At 47.6% G+C, this 18,046-nt stretch carries 18 protein-coding genes; 15 read left to right on the top strand and 3 right to left on the bottom strand.

The genetic code is table 11. From position 1 onward, the window contains the following. The first annotated feature begins 168 nt into the window (after positions 1–168). The 9 genes from AC6R05_RS22625 (at position 169) to AC6R05_RS22585 (ending at position 10,089) form a co-directional block, all read left to right on the top strand. On the top strand, positions 169–915 hold the full coding sequence (locus AC6R05_RS22625; RefSeq protein ID WP_500648721.1) for a gamma-glutamyl-gamma-aminobutyrate hydrolase family protein: 747 nt from the start codon (positions 169–171) through the stop codon (positions 913–915). A 16-nt stretch (positions 916–931) separates the two neighbouring features. Beyond that, positions 932–1,489 (top strand): HTH-type transcriptional regulator PuuR, encoded by a 558-nt coding sequence (puuR, locus tag AC6R05_RS22620; protein ID WP_032553788.1) that lies wholly within the window; start codon positions 932–934, stop codon positions 1,487–1,489. Positions 1,490–1,525: 36 nt separating this feature from the next. Continuing rightward, positions 1,526–3,010, top strand: a complete 1,485-nt coding sequence (locus AC6R05_RS22615; protein ID WP_500648720.1) for an aldehyde dehydrogenase — start codon at positions 1,526–1,528, stop codon at positions 3,008–3,010. Positions 3,011–3,041: 31 nt separating this feature from the next. Then, positions 3,042–4,319: an NAD(P)/FAD-dependent oxidoreductase gene (locus AC6R05_RS22610; RefSeq protein ID WP_032553791.1), complete on the top strand. Its 1,278-nt coding sequence runs from the start codon at positions 3,042–3,044 to the stop codon at positions 4,317–4,319. Between the two features lie 25 nt (positions 4,320–4,344). Next, positions 4,345–5,211 carry an N-carbamoylputrescine amidase gene (aguB, locus tag AC6R05_RS22605; protein WP_500648719.1) on the top strand — a complete coding sequence of 289 codons (867 nt, stop codon included), beginning with the start codon at positions 4,345–4,347 and terminating at the stop codon, positions 5,209–5,211. 9 nt (positions 5,212–5,220) lie between these two features. After that, entirely contained in the window at positions 5,221–6,303 is a 1,083-nt protein-coding gene (gene aguA / locus AC6R05_RS22600) for an agmatine deiminase (protein ID WP_500648718.1), read from the top strand. Between the two features lie 87 nt (positions 6,304–6,390). Then, positions 6,391–7,818 (top strand): NAD-dependent succinate-semialdehyde dehydrogenase, encoded by a 1,428-nt coding sequence (locus tag AC6R05_RS22595; RefSeq protein ID WP_500648717.1) that lies wholly within the window; start codon positions 6,391–6,393, stop codon positions 7,816–7,818. Positions 7,819–7,833: 15 nt separating this feature from the next. Next, on the top strand, positions 7,834–9,105 hold the full coding sequence (gene gabT / locus AC6R05_RS22590; protein ID WP_500648716.1) for a 4-aminobutyrate--2-oxoglutarate transaminase: 1,272 nt from the start codon (positions 7,834–7,836) through the stop codon (positions 9,103–9,105). 327 nt (positions 9,106–9,432) lie between these two features. Then, positions 9,433–10,089 carry a Qnr family pentapeptide repeat protein gene (locus tag AC6R05_RS22585; protein ID WP_390518391.1) on the top strand — a complete coding sequence of 219 codons (657 nt, stop codon included), beginning with the start codon at positions 9,433–9,435 and terminating at the stop codon, positions 10,087–10,089. Between the two features lie 54 nt (positions 10,090–10,143). Here AC6R05_RS22585 and AC6R05_RS22580 read toward each other — a convergent pair whose 3' ends face one another. Both AC6R05_RS22580 and AC6R05_RS22575 read right to left on the bottom strand, forming a co-directional pair. Then, positions 10,144–10,563, bottom strand: coding sequence for a hypothetical protein (locus AC6R05_RS22580; RefSeq protein WP_500648715.1), 420 nt, complete (start codon positions 10,561–10,563; stop codon positions 10,144–10,146). Between the two features lie 179 nt (positions 10,564–10,742). Beyond that, positions 10,743–11,471 (bottom strand): UTRA domain-containing protein, encoded by a 729-nt coding sequence (locus AC6R05_RS22575; RefSeq protein ID WP_285465832.1) that lies wholly within the window; start codon positions 11,469–11,471, stop codon positions 10,743–10,745. Between the two features lie 210 nt (positions 11,472–11,681). Here AC6R05_RS22575 and AC6R05_RS22570 point away from each other — a divergent pair, with 210 nt between their 5' ends. The 6 genes from AC6R05_RS22570 to AC6R05_RS22545 are packed head-to-tail and all read left to right on the top strand — an operon-like array spanning position 11,682 to position 17,015. Beyond that, positions 11,682–12,764, top strand: coding sequence for an ABC transporter substrate-binding protein (locus AC6R05_RS22570; protein WP_500648714.1), 1,083 nt, complete (start codon positions 11,682–11,684; stop codon positions 12,762–12,764). Positions 12,765–12,790: 26 nt separating this feature from the next. Further along, a complete protein-coding gene (locus tag AC6R05_RS22565) occupies positions 12,791–13,648 on the top strand; it encodes an alkaline phosphatase family protein (protein ID WP_500648713.1) in 858 nt (285 codons plus the stop codon). Next, positions 13,645–14,550 (top strand): ABC transporter permease, encoded by a 906-nt coding sequence (locus tag AC6R05_RS22560; protein ID WP_032553807.1) that lies wholly within the window; start codon positions 13,645–13,647, stop codon positions 14,548–14,550. The genes AC6R05_RS22565 and AC6R05_RS22560 overlap by 4 nt, the downstream gene beginning before the upstream one ends. Further along, a complete protein-coding gene (locus AC6R05_RS22555; RefSeq protein WP_150869822.1) occupies positions 14,550–15,335 on the top strand; it encodes an ABC transporter permease in 786 nt (261 codons plus the stop codon). Before AC6R05_RS22560 ends, AC6R05_RS22555 begins: the two co-directional genes overlap by 1 nt. Then, positions 15,335–16,354 carry an ABC transporter ATP-binding protein gene (locus AC6R05_RS22550; RefSeq protein WP_500648712.1) on the top strand — a complete coding sequence of 340 codons (1,020 nt, stop codon included), beginning with the start codon at positions 15,335–15,337 and terminating at the stop codon, positions 16,352–16,354. The genes AC6R05_RS22555 and AC6R05_RS22550 overlap by 1 nt, the downstream gene beginning before the upstream one ends. A 1-nt stretch (position 16,355) precedes the next feature. Continuing rightward, positions 16,356–17,015 carry an HAD family hydrolase gene (locus tag AC6R05_RS22545; RefSeq protein ID WP_500648711.1) on the top strand — a complete coding sequence of 220 codons (660 nt, stop codon included), beginning with the start codon at positions 16,356–16,358 and terminating at the stop codon, positions 17,013–17,015. Between the two features lie 116 nt (positions 17,016–17,131). Here AC6R05_RS22545 and AC6R05_RS22540 read toward each other — a convergent pair whose 3' ends face one another. After that, a complete protein-coding gene (locus AC6R05_RS22540) occupies positions 17,132–17,995 on the bottom strand; it encodes a MurR/RpiR family transcriptional regulator (RefSeq protein ID WP_500648710.1) in 864 nt (287 codons plus the stop codon). Between the last annotated feature and the right edge of the window lie 51 nt (positions 17,996–18,046).

Below are 18,046 nucleotides of genomic sequence, written 5' to 3'. Positions count from 1 at the left end.
TTGTAACAGCTGATCGGTTTTTGCTCAATATAATGAGCAAAATTAGCCGTTTTTTTGACCAAAAAAGAGGCGTTGGTCACGATTTGGTCAGAATATCGAACATCGATGTTGATAATTTTGTACATGGTTTGTAGTGTGAGTGTTAAATAAATCGAGCACGGAAGTAACATGTCTACACAAAGCAAACCCATTATTGGAATTGTTAGCTGCGCGAAAGAGTTGGGTGGCTATCAAATACAAGCCGTTAATGACTTCTATCTAGCGGCAGTAAAAGACTTCGGCGGTTTGCCGCTGATGTTAGCGCCAGATATGGCGAGTGAAGATATCGAGCGAATCCTCGAGATGTGTGATGGCTTTTTATTTCCAGGTAGTCACTCGAATGTTGCGCCGCACCACTATAACGCGACGCATCAAGAGGCAAAGAAAGATGAAGCGCGTGACGAGCTCTCTTTTTCATTACTGCGCAAAGCTATTGATAAAGACATTCCATGTCTAGGGATCTGCCGTGGCTTTCAAGAGATGAATGTGGCGTTGGGTGGCTCGTTAAATCCGGCGGTTCACGATTCCGGCTTTAATGATCATCGAGAGATCCAAGTCGACGACTTTGAAGAGAAATACGCACCATCACATGCGGTACTGGTGCAAAAGCAGAGCCTTTTTGAAAAATGGCTGACAGAGAATCACTGGGAAAGCACGGTCTTTTTTGAAGTAAACACCCTGCATAATCAAGGGGTTGATCAATTGGCTCCGCAACTGCAAGTGGAAGCGAAAGCCCCTGATGGTTTGGTGGAAGCATTTAGCCTTCCAGGACAAAAATTCTTTGTTGGCGTGCAGTGGCACCCAGAATGGAAAGCGAAAACCAATCATTTCTCACAAATTTTGTTCAAAGAATTTATGATGGCTGCCTCTCTATAAGTTAGGAGCCAGATAAATGGACAATCAAGAGATTGGTAAAAATATTGTTCAGTTAAGAAAAGAACATGGATTGTCACAACGAGAATTAGCCGAGCGAGCTGGCATTACACATAGTGCTATCTCCTCTATTGAGAACGCTAAGGTCAGCCCTTCAGTGAGCTCGTTGCAAAAAATAGTGAACGTTTTTTCTTTGTCGCTATCGGAGTTTTTCACCTTTGAAAAGCCAGCCAGTGATGAAGTAAAGGTTGTCGTTACCCCTGATGAGTTGGTGGAGATGGGCAGTGAGTCCGTTTCAATGAAGCTAGTCACCAACGGCAGTAAAGAGCAGGTCATCGGGTTTTTAATCGAAGAGTATGCCCCACATGGCACGACTGGTGCGGCAGAAATTAAACATGAAGGCGAAGAGATCGGAACCATTCTTGAGGGTGAAATCACGCTTGAGTATAAAGACCAATCTTACGTCCTTAAACAAGGCGAGTCGTACGTCATTGATACAACTCAGCCGCATAAGTTTACAAATCACACAGACAAGGCTTGTCGAATGATAAGCGCGCATACGCCAACCACATTCTAAGTGGGCCTTGCCTTGTTGTGATAACAAGGAGAGCGTATGAAAACCCAGGAACAATGGATTGAATTACAAAACAGTCTAAACATCGAAAATCGAGCATTTATTAACGGCGAGTATACCCTTGCCATCAGTGGCCAAATGCTTGATGTCATCAACCCAGCAACGGACGAAACGCTTACAGAAATCGCTCGTTGCCAAGAAGAAGATGTTGATCTTGCGGTAACATGCGCTCGTCAAGCCTTTCAAGCAGGTGAATGGAGCAACAGCGCCCCATCTCATCGTAAAGCTGTCCTAAGCTTATTCGCCGATCTTATTGATGAACACCGTGAAGAGCTAGCATTACTGGAAACGCTCGATACCGGTAAACCTATCAATCATAGTGTCTCTACAGATATCCCAGGTGCAGCAGGTTCTTTGCGCTGGTACGCTGAAGCGATTGATAAAGTCTACGGTGAAGTCGCACCAACCGAAAAGGATGTTCACGCCTACATCTCTCACCAACCTATTGGTGTTGTTGCCGCTGTGGTTCCATGGAACTTCCCTCTATGGCTAGCCTGTTGGAAGCTCGGCCCTGCGCTCGCGGCTGGTAACAGCGTTATTCTAAAACCGTCAGAAAAATCTTCTTTAACTGCGATCTTCCTTGGCAAGCTTGCTAATCAAGCGGGTCTTCCTCGTGGCGTGTTCCAAGTCATCACTGGCTTTGGTCATGAAGCTGGGGATGCGCTAGCTAAACACCATGATGTTGATTGCATTGCCTTTACCGGTTCAACCCGAATTGCTGGCCAGTTAATGGTTCGCTCTGGTGAGACCAACCTCAAACGTGTTTTTGCAGAAGCAGGCGGTAAGAATGCCAATATTGTCTTTGAAGACTGTGACGACCTTGACCGCGCAGCCGCTGAAACTGCAGGTGGTTGTTTCTATAACCAAGGTGAAGTGTGTGTCGCAGCGACTCGACTACTGGTTCATGAAAGCATTAAAGATCAGTTTGTTGAGAAGGTGATTGAAGCGTCTAAAGCCTTCACGCCAAAAGACCCAATGGACATCACTTGTTCTATGGGCGCGCTTATCGATCAAGGGCATAAAGCCAAAGTGCTGGAGTACATCCACCTTGGTCAGACTGAGGGTGCAACATTGCGCTGCGGTGGTGATGTGGACCGTAAAGGCGCGTTCGTTGAGCCAACCATTCTCGACAACGTCGACAATAAGATGCGTGTCGCGCAGGAAGAGATCTTTGGCCCTGTGTTGTGCGTGATTCCTTTCAAAGATGAGCAAGAGGCGATAGCCATTGCTAACGATTCTAAATATGGCCTAGGTGCCGCTCTTTGGAGCAGCAATATTAATCGTGTTCACCGTGTGGCTAAGCAGCTTCAAGCGGGTTCAGTCTGGGTCAATAACTACAACGAAGGTGACATGACTGTCCCATTTGGTGGATTCAAAATGAGTGGTAACGGCCGTGATAAGTCACTGCATGCCATTGAAAAGTTCACAGAAACCAAAACGACTTGGATTCGCCTACACCCTTAAGCCTGCTGACGAATAACAAAGGAATAAAGCAATGAATAAGCATACGGACTCGTTTTACGCGCACTCAGTACCAAACATGCCAGATTTCCCACAACTTCAAGACAACATCGAGTGTGATGTGTGTGTGGTTGGTGCCGGTTTCTCTGGTTTATCTTCAGCACTGCATCTGGCAGAGAAAGGCTTTAAAGTGGTGGTGCTAGAGAGTGCGAAAGTCGGTTTTGGCGCAACCGGTCGCAACGGCGGTCAGATCGTTAATAGCTACAGCCGAGATGTTGACGTGATTGAAAGCCGTTACGACCAACCCCAAGCTAAAGCTCTGTGTGACATGATCTTTGAAGGCGGCGACATCATTCGTGGCCTTATCGATAAGTACGATATCGAGTGTGATCATAAGCGCGGTGGCCTATTTACAGCACTAAACAAAAAGCAACTCGCTGGCCTAGAGCACCATAAGAAAAACTGGGAGCGTTACGGTAATGACCAACTGACTCTGCTTGATGCCAATGAGGTAGAAGCGGCAGTCGGTACTCAGGTTTACACTGGCGGTCTGCTCGATATGCGTGGTGGTCACATCCATCCTCTAAAACTGGCTCTCGGTGAAGCAGCTGCGTTTGTCTCTTTGGGTGGTCAAATTTTCGAACAGTCTGCAGTAACCTCGCTAGAGAAGGGCGTGAACCCTGTGGCGAGAACGGCTCAGGGCAGCGTGAAGTGCAAATATCTAGTGTTGGCAGGTAATGCTTACCTTGGTGGTCTTGCACCGAACATCAGCAACAAAGCGATTCCGTGTGGTACCCAAGTGGTGGCGACAGAGCCGCTGACTGATGAGCAACTTAAGCAGGTACTGCCAAGCGACTACTGTGTTGAAGACTGTAATTACCTACTTGATTACTTCCGCCTAAGTGCTGATAAACGCCTGCTGTTTGGTGGTGGCGTAGTGTATGGCGCACGTGATCCAGAGAATATCGAAGCTTTGATTCGTCCTAAGCTAGAGAAGGTTTTCCCTCAATTGAAAGGGATTAAGATTGATTACACTTGGACGGGTAACTTCCTGCTAACTTACTCGCGTATGCCTCAGTTCGGCGCATTCGATGACAACATCTACTACCTACAAGGTTATAGCGGCCATGGTGTCACTTGTACTCACCTTGCAGGCAAACTATTGGCAGAAGCCTTAACCGGACACGCTGAGCGATTCGATGCTTTCGCAGCATTGAAGCACTACGCTTTCCCGGGGGGCCGTCACTTCCAAATCCCATTCACCGCAGTGGGTGCAGCGTATTACAACCTAAGAGACAAACTGGCTATCTAATCCAGACACAGATAAGGAACATCGAATGAGTAGAGTAGTGAAATTTGCAGCCTTACAACTGACTAAGAGCTGGGATCTGGAAGATAACCTGAACAAAGCCAAACAGGCGATTCGTGAAGCCGCGAGCAACGGTGCCAACGTAATTCTGCCACAAGAGCTGTTTGCGGCGCCTTACTTCTGCAAGAAACAGGAAGCGAAATACTTCGAGTTGGCAGAAGAGACAGAAAACTGCTTACTGATTAAAGAGATGAGCGCTCTCGCTAAAGAGTTGGGGGTTGTGATCCCGGTGAGCTACTTTGAAAAAGCGGGTAACACCTTCTTTAACTCGTTAGTGATGATCGATGCAGATGGCACGGTACTCGATAATTACCGCAAGTCACACATTCCAGATGGACCAGGTTATAGCGAAAAGTACTACTTCAGCCCGGGTGACACTGGCTTCAAGGTTTGGAAGACCAAGTTTGGCACTTTCGGCGCTGGTATCTGTTGGGATCAATGGTTCCCAGAACTGGCTCGCAGCTTAGCCCTACATGGCGCAGAAGCGATCTTCTACCCAACTGCGATAGGTAGTGAGCCACAAGACCCAACCCTAGACTCACGTGACCATTGGCAACGCACGATGCAGGGCCATTCAGCGGCCAACTTGGTACCAGTAATCGCGTCAAACCGCGTGGGTACTGAACTGGACGACGGCATTGAAACGACCTTCTACGGCTCATCTTTCATCACTGATCATACCGGTGGCAAGCTTGCTGAAGCTCCACGTGAAGGTGAAGCGATTATCTATGCAGAAGTCGATTTGGCCGCAACGGCGCAGGCTCGTCATTCATGGGGGTTATTCCGTGACCGTCGACCAGATCTATACGGCAGTATAGGTAAATTGGCGGTATAAGGGGGCACTATGCAGCTATCAACCACGCCTCGACAAGATGGCTTCTACTTTCCGGCTGAGTTTCAACCGGTGAGTGAAGTGTGGCTTGCTTGGCCAGAGCGAAAAGACAATTGGCGTGAACAAGCGCAGCCTGCACAGCAGACCTTTGCTCGCATTGCCAACGCGATTTCGGAAGTGACCAAGGTGTGCGTGGCAGTTAGCTGTAAGCAGTTTGATAGAGCTCGCGCCTTGCTTCATTCCGATATTCGACTGGTCGAAATCCCGTACAACGATGCTTGGATGCGCGATATAGGTCCAACGGTGGTGGTGAACGAGCAAGGCGTGCGCCGTGGCATCAGCTGGCAGTTCAATGCATGGGGCGGGGATTACAACGGCCTGTATGACAACTGGCAGCAAGACGACTTAGTGGCGAGTTCGGTGTGTGACATCATTGGTCTTGACCACTATCGAGCTCCGTTTGTTCTGGAAGGCGGCGCCATTCATACCGACGGCGAAGGCACCCTGTATACCACGCAAGAGTGTTTGCTTAGCCCGGGGCGCAACCCTGAGATGAGTCAGCAACAGATAGAAGCGAGCCTTAAAGAGTATCTTGGCATCGATAAAATTATCTGGCTACCAATGGGGCTGTTTAACGACGAGACTGACGGTCATGTCGATAATCTGATGCACGTCATTGCGCCGGGTAAGGTCGTGTTGAGCTGGACTGACGATCCAAGCGACCCGCAGTTCGAGCTATCCCGCCAAGCGGAACATGCACTTAAGTCGCAGACCGATGCTCAAGGTCGAAGTATTGAAGTGATCCGCTTGCCGTTGCCGGGGCCTTTGCACTACAGCGAAGCTGAAGCCAACGGTGTCGATAAGAGTGAAGGCATGGTGCGCGATGCGGGAGAACGCCTAAGTGCCTCTTATGCAAACTTTCTTATCGTAAATGAGTATGTCTTTTTACCTCTGCTCGATGATACAACCGACTTGCAAGCGATCGAGATACTGCAACAGGCAATGCCTGAACATCAGGTGATTGGGATCCCATCACGTGAAGTGTTATTGGGTGGTGGCAACATTCACTGCATTACCCAGCAGATCCCCGCTTAGCCATCATCAATTAAAATTACTAATAGCCGCGGATGACTGAATCAGTCAACAGAGAGCGGCATTGTTTAGCTGTCAAAAGGAATCACCATGCAACAAATTAACAACCAAACATTGCTGTCGTTTATGGTGTCGGACCAAGAGCAGGGCATTGCTGTCACTAACCCTGCTACTGGTGAAGTGTTGGGTTATGCCCCAGTCTCTTCAGAGCAAGCCATTTTAGATGGTGTTGAACGCGCAAGTGTCGCGCAAAAAGAGTGGGCGGCAATGCCTGCAAAAGCACGCGCAGCTCTATTGAACAAGTGGTATCAACTGCTGCTTGACAACAAAGAAGACCTTGGCCGTCTAATGACGCTAGAGCAAGGTAAGCCTCTAGCAGAAGCTCAGGGCGAAGTGCTCTATGGCGCAAGCTTTATTGAGTGGTTTGCTGAAGAAGCCAAGCGCACTTATGGGGAAACGATCCCTGCCCCAAGTGGTGATAAGCGTCTTGTGACGATTAAGCAGCCAATTGGTGTTGCATGTGCGATCACGCCGTGGAACTTCCCAATTGCAATGATCACTCGCAAGGCTGGGCCTGCACTGGCTGCGGGTTGCAGCTTCATCGTGAAGCCATCGGACTCGACCCCGCTGTCTGCGTTCGCTGTCGCTGAACTTGCGTACCAAGCGGGCATTCCGCGCGACGTGTTGCAGGTGACTCTCGGAGAAAGCTCTCGCCAGATCGGCGCGATTTTTACGTCACATCCACTGATTCGTAAGTTCTCGTTCACGGGCTCGACTCAAGTGGGTAGTGTTCTGATGCAGCAGAGTGCGCACGATATTAAACGTACTTCAATGGAACTGGGTGGCAACGCGCCATTTATCGTGTTTGATGACGCAGATATCGACGCAGCGGTAACGGGTGCGATGGCATCTAAGTTCCGTAATGCAGGTCAAACGTGTGTTTGTGCGAACCGATTCTATGTTCACAGTAAAGTCTACGATGAGTTCGTGACTAAATTTGATGCAGCGGTTCAGCAGCTCAAGGTCGGCAATGGCTTAGACGAAGGCGTGAATATTGGCCCTGTGATCAGTAAGTCAGCGAAAGCGGGCATCCAAGCACTGATTGATGGTGCCATTGAGCAAGGCGCGCAGCCGGTTTCGGAAGTGCCGAATCTTGATGGCCTGTTCATGCAGCCGGTTGTACTCAAGAACGTAACTCATGACATGCACATTGTCTCGCAGGAGATCTTTGGCCCTGTCGCGCCTGTGATTGCATTCGATAACGATGAGCAATTGATCGAGATGGCTAACGACACCATCTACGGCCTCGCATCGTACTTTTACAGCCAAAACATACATCGCGTCTGGAAGATTGCTGAAGCGCTCGAGTACGGCATGGTCGGCATTAATGAAGGCATGATTTCTACCGAAGTGGCTCCGTTCGGTGGGGTAAAACAGTCTGGTATCGGACGTGAAGGGGCAAAACAAGGTATCGATGAATACATGGACATCAAATATCTCTGCTTTGGCGGCAACTAATTTAAGGACAAAACAATGACTAACCAACAACTACACCAAAGAAGAAGCCAAGTAATCGCTCAAGGTATGGGCGCACTTTATCCACTTTACGTTGAGAAAGCAGAGAACGCCCATGTATGGGACGTAGATGGCAACAAATACATCGATTTTGCTGCAGGCATTGCGGTAACCAATACTGGTCACTCAAACAAACGCATCAGTGAAGCAGTAAAAGCGCAGCTGGACAACTTCTCTCATACCTGTGCGATGGTGACACCGTACGCTTCGTTTGTTGAACTGGCGGAAAAACTGACTGAACTTGCACCGGGCGATAGCGAAAAGAAAGCGATTTTCTTAACCACGGGCGCAGAGGCAGTAGAGAACGCAGTGAAAGTAGCACGTGCTCATACTGGTCGTAGTGGCGTTATCGCATTCAAAGGTGGTTTCCATGGTCGTACGAACATGACAATGGGTCTGACAGGTAAAGTTGCACCATACAAAGCGGGCTTTGGTCCTTTCCCGAATGAGATCTTCCATGCACCATACCCAAATGCCTTCCATGGCGTGAGCACCGAGCAGAGCCTGCAAGCGCTTGAAGACCTGTTTGCATGTGATATCGAGCCATCACGCGTAGCGGCTATCATCTTTGAACCTGTGCAAGGCGAAGGGGGCTTCTACAAAGCACCTGCTGAATTCGCACAAGGGCTACGTGAAGTGTGTGATAAGCACGGCATCATGCTCATTGCTGACGAAATCCAAACTGGCTTTGCGCGTACCGGTAAAATGTTTGCTACGGAATATTTAGGCATTGAACCAGACATGATGACGATGGCAAAAGGCATCGCAGGCGGTTTCCCTATCTCTGCTGTGGTAGGCAAAGCGGATGTGATGGATTCGGCACTGCCGGGCGGCCTTGGTGGTACATACGCAGGTTCACCTCTAGGATGTGTTGCGGGTCTTGAGGTTCTTAAAATTATCGAAGAAGAGCAGCTGTGTGCGAAAGCGATGGGCATTGGTGAGGTGGTTAATGCTCGTATGACTAAGCTTCAAGAGTCTGTACCTGCAATTGGTGAAATCCGTACTACGGGTGCGATGATGGCGATTGAGTTTGCTTGTCCTGAAACGGGCAAACCTCTGCAAGATCTCACTAAGGCCGTTATTAGCAAGGCACAAGAGAATGGCTTAATTCTGCTGTCTTGTGGTGTGAAAGCGAACGTAATTCGCTTACTGCCACCATTGACGATCGAGTCAGAAGTTCTTAACGAAGGTTTGGATAAGCTCGAGAAGATCATTCTTGAAGTCGCGTAACGCAACTTATTCACTTTAATTAAGAAAGAGCACCATTGAGTGCTCTTTTTTTGTGCGGATTTACAATGTAAATGGGACTTTTCACGAGTTTACTCATGTTTGAGAACTTTTTGAGTTTCTATGCTTTCTGAGCGCCTCTCAGTTTGTTTAAACTTTTTTCTTCAAAGGTGCATAAGAAAATCAAAAAAACACCCTGTTAAAAGGGCTTCTAGGTGCCTTAAATTGGCGATTTTGGGGTGTTTTAAATGTTTGTTTTTAAAGGTTTTTAAAATCGTGACTTGGTCTCGTCCTAATGTTACGTTTCGGGGACGCAAATAAGGAGCGGCCATGAAAACCAAAAACCACACTTATCATCAGCACGATTTTTCTCATCAAGACCTTAGTTATTTGGCCTTTGAGTCCTGCACTTTTTTGGAGTGTAACTTTCATAGCGCCCAACTAAAAGAAACCACGTTTAAACACTGCAAGTTTATTGAGACTTCCGATATGGAAGGGTGTCAGTTTAACTTTGCTGATCTGAGAGATGCGAGCTTTCAAGATTGTAAGTTAGCGATGGCCAACTTCAGCAATGCTAACTGCTTTGGTATTGAATTCAGGAGCTGCGACCTAAAAGGCGCGAATTTCCATCGTGCTAACTTTGCCAACTATGTGACGCAGAAAGTCTTCTTCTGCTCGGCTTATATCACAGGCTGTAATTTGTCCTATACGAACCTAGAGAGCGCCAACTTAGAAAAATGTGAGCTGTTTGAAAACCGCTGGATAGGCGCACATTTGGTGGGAGCGTCGATGAAGGAGTCGGACCTGAGCCGCGGTGTTTTTTCAGAAGATGCTTGGACTCAATTTAGTTTCCAAGGCGCAAACCTATGTCATGCTGAGCTAGAGGGGCTTAACCCGAAAAGGGTGGATATGACAGGTGTTCAAATCGCAGAATGGCAACAAGATCAATTGCTTGAAGCTATGGGTATTGTGGTGATGCCGGACTAAACGTGCTGTGGCTAGTCTAAAATGAGCGACTCAAGCGCTCATTTGTGCCGGCAATCAGTTAGAAGAACTGTTGCGATAGTCTGGCCCAGATAGATTCTCTGCAAAGCCTATCTCACCAATGATGTAGAGGGCACTGCCAATCGCATCGAGGGTTTCATTGGAGTTTCTTTCAGGCACGCTAACCACGGTGATGTTGTCGTCATTCGATGTCGAGCTAGTGTCGAAAGAAGCGTAGTTGTTACACACGATGCTTTGGCATTCATGATTCTGCTCTGGCGCAGTTGGTACATTTTGATTTGATAGACTTTGAATTGGTAGGTTCTGAATCGAATTGATATCAAATACATCCGGGCTGTCTGCATTTAAGCTGTTTGAATTTAAGCTCTCTGCACTTGAACTCTCAGTGTTTGAAGTTCCTGCACTTAGGGTGTATCCAGAAAATACCAACAATAACGGTGCAATCACTTTGATCATAAAACCTTACTCCATTCATAAGTCGCACCAATAGTAACGAAAGAAAGTTTGAATTGCACAGTGTTTTTTATAAATTGTGCTTTGCATTGTTTAGAGTCGAACAACCTAACGACTATCAACAAAAACTCCGACGCTAAGGTCGGAGTTTTGGTTAATAACGAAGTAATACCATCACGATATTAGCCAATGCTATCAATATGAATCACCACTGAATCGGGGCGCCAGTATTCGAATTCACAGTCCATTAATTCGCCGTCTTGCTTGTAGTTGACGCGGCAGATCTTCAGTACAGGTTGCCCCTCTGAAAGATTAAGTGCCTTGGCGACATGCGCGGGTGCCGAGGTGGGAATAACATCAAATCGAGAACGCTGGGTTTCGTAACCATAGTTTTTCTTGTAGATATCGGTGAGTGACATCTTGAGATCGTGTGAGAGGATCTCAGGAAACAAACTTGCCTTAAGTACGTTCTCCACAAACAGCACCACTCTTCCGTCGATGTAGCGCAGTCGTTCAATGACATGAACTGGTGTGATGCTTTCCACTTTCAATGCCTTGGCATATTCACCAGCGGCCATTTCTGAGCGGGTATTGATAAGACGAGTCTCTGCAATTCGATTCTGATCGCGAATCATTTGATGAAAGTGAGAGCGAGATAGAGGGTTGTATCGGATACGCTCAGGAGAGACAAACCAACCGCGTCTATCCTCGCGATAGATTAGCCCTTCAGTCTCAAGAGAGATAAGCGCATCTTTGAGCGTGATGCGAGTGGTAGCAAAGAGCTCACTGAGTTCTCTTTCTGAAGGAATCTTTTGCCCTTCTTTATAGATCCCAGACTGGATCTGCTCGCGGATACTGTTTTTGATTTTTCCTAATTGTGTCTCTGAATGGCTGTTGCCCGGCATTCTCATTGTTGATCTAGTCCATGATTCCTTGTTGTTACCAGTATAAGTCGGCTGTTTAACAGTAATGTGACACAGGTTCTGGCTAAAAGTCGGGCTGTTGAAACAGTTCTGCCATATAAATGCATTTGAACTGTCAAATAAGTTGCCATAAACCGTAACAATCCGCCTATAGCATACAAAGTGAACTTACTGACCTAGTCCAGAAGGATAGAGACAATGAAAACTTTGCTTTGCCGTTCAACGCTATCACCATCAAAACTGATTGGCGCAACCTTGATGACAGCGACCATTTCAATGCCAACGATGGCGAATGACGCTGACTTAGACGCACTAGTAAAAGCCGCTCAAAAAGAGGGCGCGGTTTACAGTGTGGGTATGCCAGATAGTTGGGCAAACTGGAAAGACACTTGGGCGGACCTAAAGGAAAACTATGGCCTAAAGCACCAAGACACTGATATGAGCTCGGCGCAAGAGATCTCAAAATTTGAGGCTGAGAAGCGCAATGCAACCGCTGATATTGGCGATGTGGGCTTTGCTTTTGCTCGCGTTGCAGTGAAGAAAGACGTGACTCAACCCTACAAACCATCAACTTGGGACGACATTCCTGAGTGGGCGAAAGACAAAGATGGCCACTGGGCCCTAGCTTACACGGGAACTATCTCATTCATCTCAAACAACAATCTAGTCAAAGACGCGCCTAAGACATGGAGTGATCTGCTTGAGGGTGACTACAAGGTGACGGTCGGTGATGTAGGCGTTGCGGCACAAGCAAATAACGCAGTACTAGCAGCCGCGTTTGCTAACGGTGGTGATGAAAGCAACCTAAAGCCTGCGATCAAGTTCTTTGGTGAGCTAGCGAAACAGGGTCGTCTGTCTTACACCGATCCAAATATGGCGAACCTAGAAAAAGGTGAAGTTGAAGTAGCGATCATGTGGGACTTCAACGCACTGAACTACCGCGACAAGATTGACCGTGAGCGTTTCAGTGTCAACATCCCTCAAGATGGCTCTGTTATCTCGGGTTATACCACCATCATCAACAAGTATGCGAAGAACCCTAACGCGGCGAAGCTTGCTCGTGAATACATCTTCAGCGACCAAGGCCAAATCAATCTAGCTGAGGGTTACGCGCGTCCAATTCGTACCAACATCACTCTGCCTCAATCAGTACAAGACAAGCTGATTGCGAATGAAGAGTATGGCAATGTTCACCCTGTGACTGACTTCTCTGCATGGGAAAAATCAGCACGTCGTCTGCCACGTCAATGGCAAGAAAGCGTTCTGATTCACCAGCAATAATCCCCACTTGAGTAAGAGAATAAATCATGAGCAATAAGGTTATCCTTGTTGTTCTAGATGGACTGAATTATCAGGTAGCCCGCAATTGCATGGGCTACCTGAATGGTCTTCTAGAACTGAGTCACTCGGCTAGTAATCAGAGTGATTCACAAAGCCCATTGCAAGGCAAAATGTGTGCGACGCTTTATCCGATGCAGTGTGAACTGCCTTCTATGTCGCGCCCACTCTATGAGTGCATCCTTACTGGAGTTCGCCCAGTGGAGAGCGGCATCGTTAACAACCAGATTGTGCGCCTCTCCAATTATGAGTCGATTTTTAGTTTGGCAAAGGCGCAGGGCAAAACCACCGCCGCTGCAGCGTATCACTGGGTGAGCGAGCTTTATAATCGTGCACCATTCGATCCGGTTCGAGATCGTTTTACTCATGACGAGAATTTGAACATTCAACACGGCTGCTTCTACCACTGGGACCACTACCCAGATGAGGCGCTGTTTCTAGATGCCGAGCACTTGCGTTTAACGTATCAGCCAGATTTCTTGTTGATCCACCCAATGAATATTGACGATATGGGCCACAAGCATGGACTGGACTCTAGTCAGTATCGCAATAGTGCGCGTGGCGCCGATATCTTCCTATCGAACTACATAAAAGGTTGGATCGAAGATGGCTATCAAGTGATTGTGACCAGCGATCACGGTATGAACGACGACCTTTCTCATGGTGGCATTCTGGCGGAAGAGCGCGAAGTCCCATTCTTTGTGATTGGTGACAAATTCACACATCAAGATTGCCAAGTAAAGCAGACCGAAATCTGTGGCACTGTGTGCCAACTTCTTAATTTAGAACACAATAAATCTTACACTCAGGAATTGTTAGCACTATGAGCAGTCCTGCCATTACCCAAAAATCGAATTCACTAAACGCAAACGCGTCGAAACCTAAGGCCTCTTCTTGGTTCAAACGCTTTAAGCCCGCTTTATGGTTGGCGCCGTTTGCGCTGTTTTTCTATCTGTTTCAGCTAGCCCCTATGGTTTGGGTACTGATTAACAGCTTCTTTTACGACGGCGAGTTGTCGCTCGAAAACTACACCGAGGTGTTTGATTCTGCTTTCATGATGCAGGCCTTTGGTAATAGTTTGTGGCTATCCGTGTGGTCGAGCGTGTTTGGCTTAGCGATTGCTACCTTATTGGTTTCCTCCCTCCGCCGTGTTGACTGCAAAATTCGTGACGGCGTGATCGCCTTTACCAATATGAGCAGCAACTTTGCTGGTGTCCCGCTCTCCTTCGCTTTCATCATCATTCTTGGTACCAACGGTGCGATAACCTTGTTGCTGAAGCAATATGGTCTATTGGGAGAGTTTGACCTCTACGGAAAGTGGGGCTTATTGGCGATCTATATCTACTTTCAAATTCCACTGGCAGTGTTGCTGTTGTATCCAGCGTTTGATGCGTTGAGCGACGATTGGCAGGCAGCATCTGCATTGCTTGGCGCAAAGACGTGGCAGTACTGGCTTAAGGTTGGCTTGCCTGTGCTATCTCCAGCGCTATTCGGCACTTTTATTATTCTGATCGCCAACGCGATAGGCGCTTACGCCAGTGTCTATGCACTCACTTCTGGTAACTACAACGTCATTACGATTCGAATCGCGAGTCTGGTTTCAGGGGATCTGTTCCTTGAACCTAACTTAGCGGCAGCGATTTCAGTGATTCTGATGGCGATGCTGGCATTTATCACCGTGATTAACCAATGGCTTATCAGTAAGAGTTATGCAGGGAAGAAAAGCTAATGCAAAACGTTAATACTCGCTTTCATAAAACGGTGGTTTTCTCGATCGTTGGCATCATGATGATTCCAATTCTTGCCACGTTCGTTTACTCGCTGTCATCACGTTGGGGAGCCACTATTCTGCCAGATGGCTTTACTCTGGATTGGTACGTTAGCCTACTGACGGACCCTCGCTTCCTACAAGCGTTTGGTCGTTCACTGTTTATCTGTATCGCGGCATTAGCACTGAGTGTGGTGCTGATTCTTCCGGCAATATTTGTGGTGTTCTACTATTTCCCGAAACTGGATAAAGTAATGAATATCATGATCTTACTGCCGTTCGCTGTGCCACCTGTGGTCTCTTCGGTTGGCCTGCTACAGCTGTATGCCGATAGTGAAATTGCACTTATCGGCACACCTTGGATCTTGATTGGTACCTACTTCACCATTGCGCTGCCATTCATGTATCGCGCTATCGCTAACAGCTTTCAGGCGATCAATTTACAAGATCTGATGGACGCTGCGCACTTACTCGGCGCGAGCACCACCAAGGCTTTCTTGTTGATTATTCTGCCAAACCTAAAGAAGGGCTTGATGGCTTCTCTGTTCCTGTCGTTCTCGTTCCTACTGGGTGAATTTGTGTTTGCCAACATCTTGGTTGGAACACGCTATGAGACGCTACAAATCTATCTATACAACATGCGTCAGACCAGCGGCCACTTTACTTCAGCCTTGGTGATGACCTACTTCCTATTCATTTTCTTACTGACTTGGATGGCAAGTCGTTTTAGCCGTGGAGTCAAATAATGAGTTATGTAAACGCACACAATCTAACGAAAAGTTTCGGTGACAACACCGTTTTTGAAGACATTCAATTCACTATCGAGAAAGGTGAGTTTATTACCCTGCTTGGGCCAAGTGGTTGTGGTAAATCTACCTTGCTACGTAGCTTGGCTGGGCTAAACCCAGTCGATGATGGCCAAATTTGGGTTAATGGTGAAGACATCACCCACCAAGCGCCACAGCAGCGCGGCATCGGTATGGTTTTCCAATCCTATGCGCTGTTTCCAAACATGACGGTAGAGGGCAACATCGCCTTTGGTTTGAAAATGAAAAAGCTGGCTGGCGACGAAATCAAACGTGAAGTAGCAAAAGTGATTGAGCTGGTGGACTTGAAAGGTAAAGAGACCTTCTATCCACATCAGTTATCAGGTGGTCAGCGTCAACGCGTCGCTTTAGCGCGTGCTCTGGTGGTTAAGCCACGTATTCTGTTGCTTGATGAACCGCTATCGGCATTGGATGCCAAGATCCGTAAGCACCTTCGTCAGCAGATCCGTGATATTCAAAAAGAGATGGATCTCACCACCATCTTTGTGACTCACGATCAAGAAGAGGCGATGATCATGTCTGACCGCATCTTTTTGATGAACAAGGGCGAGATCGTTCAAGCGGGCACACCAGAAGAGATTTACACTCAACCTGCTAACGAGTTTGTTGCCGGATTCATGGGTCACTACAATCTGGTTCAAGCCAATAAAGCCAAGCAACTTTTCGATATCGATACTGATTGGAAGGTGGCGATTCGCCCAGAGTCGATTTACGTTAAAGAGCAGGGAAGACAATACGGTGCACATATTTCAGCACCAAAAACGGCTACGATCCGTAATCATCAGCTGTTGGGTAACGTGATTCGTTATCAAGTGGATGTGGATGAGTGTGAGCTGACCGTTGATTTGCTTAACCGTTCTTCTGAGCGTCTACTGGCGAACGGAAGCCAGCTGGAGTTGCTATTTAACTTAAACGAAATTCAACCTGTGAGAGCCTAAGATGTCTAAGCCTTTGTATGTATTTGATATGGATGAAACCCTAGTCAACGCCGATGCTGCGATGCTATGGAATGAGTTCCTAGTCGAAAAAGGTATTGCGAGCGACCCAAGCTTTATTGAAGAAGATCAGCGCCTTATGGGGTTGTATAGCCAAGGTAAACTCGATATGGAGGATTACCTAACGTTCGCCATGGAGCCTCTCGCTCATCTGACAACACAACAGGTGAATGTGTTGGTGGAAGAGTGCGTAGAGAGTAAAATTCTACCTAAGCTGTTTACTCAAACCTTACCGCTTATTGAGCAACTCAAACGCGAAGGGATTGATATGCTGATCATCTCTGCCAGCGTGACTTTCTTAGTTGAAGTTGTTGGGTGTAAGTTGGGTATTCCTCATGCACTCGGCATCGATTTAGTCGAGCAACAGGGCTGTTACACATCGAAGATAGAGGGTGTGCCGAGCTACCGAGAAGGCAAAGTGACTCGCTTAGAGCAGTGGATTGCTGCGCAGCCGACAACGTACTCAGAGATTCATTTCTACACTGACTCAATCAATGATTTGCCATTGTGTGAATTTGCCGATTACGCGTATTTGGTGAACCCATGCCCGCGTTTACGAGCATTGGCAGACAGGCCTAATTGGCAGATCCTTGATTGGAATTAATGCTGGTTGTGTACTTGAACAAAAAACTCCGACGCTAAGTCGGAGTTTTTGTATATTTGTATATTGGTATAGAGGCCGAGTTTACGCGTTAAGGCGCTGCGAAGGCTGGCTTGGTTTTAGTCGCCGAGCGGTTGTCGATCGCCACCGCCTCGATGAGAGTCGAGTGCTACCTTCAAGCGGCGAAGTTTGTCTCGTGAGCGGTTCTTGTGATTGACCGCTATCCCCATAGAGAGCACGTCTACCAATGCCAGCATTGCGTAGCGAGATGCCGATGGCTTGTAGATGAAATCTGTCTCCATATGCTTGATAGGCAAAACAATATCAGACATTTTCGCCAACGGAGTGTCCTGTGGCGTAATGGATATCACCTTCATACCATACTGCTTTGCCAGCTCCGCGGTTTCTGTAATAACGGGTGTAAAACCGGTGGCGGAAATCATCACAAACACGTCATTGGCATCCGCTGTGGCAGCAACCATGCGTGACATCAAGCCATCGTTATACGCGACGACGGGATAACCCAATCGGAATAATCGGTGTTGCAGCTCTTGCGATGCGATAGTCGAACCACCACCCATACCTATCGCAATGATTTGGCGTGCGTTATGCAACCAGCTTACTGCTGTTTCAACGTCTTGCTCTTTGAACAAAGAGCGGTTGATGTCGAGACTCTGCTTGATCGACTCGTAAATCCCTTGATAACCCGTTTGGTCAACCGGCTCAAGAATAAAGCGTTGGCCAACGGTAAGCGTTTGAGCCAGTTTGATCTTCATGTCGCGCACATTATTACAACCGATGGCCTTGGCAAAGCGCGTGATGGTGGCTTCACTGACTTGTGCGCCCTCAGCTAGCTCAGTAATGCTCGCGTTGGCAGCAAAGTTAATGTCGTCCATGATCAGTTTGGCGACTTTTTTCTCGGCCTCGCGAAGAGCGGGGAAACGCTCTGTTATCTGCGAAATGATGTCTACTTCTAAACTCAAGAATCTCGTTCCTTGTTGGTGGCGCAAAGGGTAATAGGGGGCTAACAGTCT

The organism is Vibrio sp. R11-SG3-ISO9 (assembly GCF_059834255.1).
The sequence above is the reverse complement of the archived record's forward strand: the minus strand, read 5'-3'. Positions and strand labels throughout refer to the sequence as shown.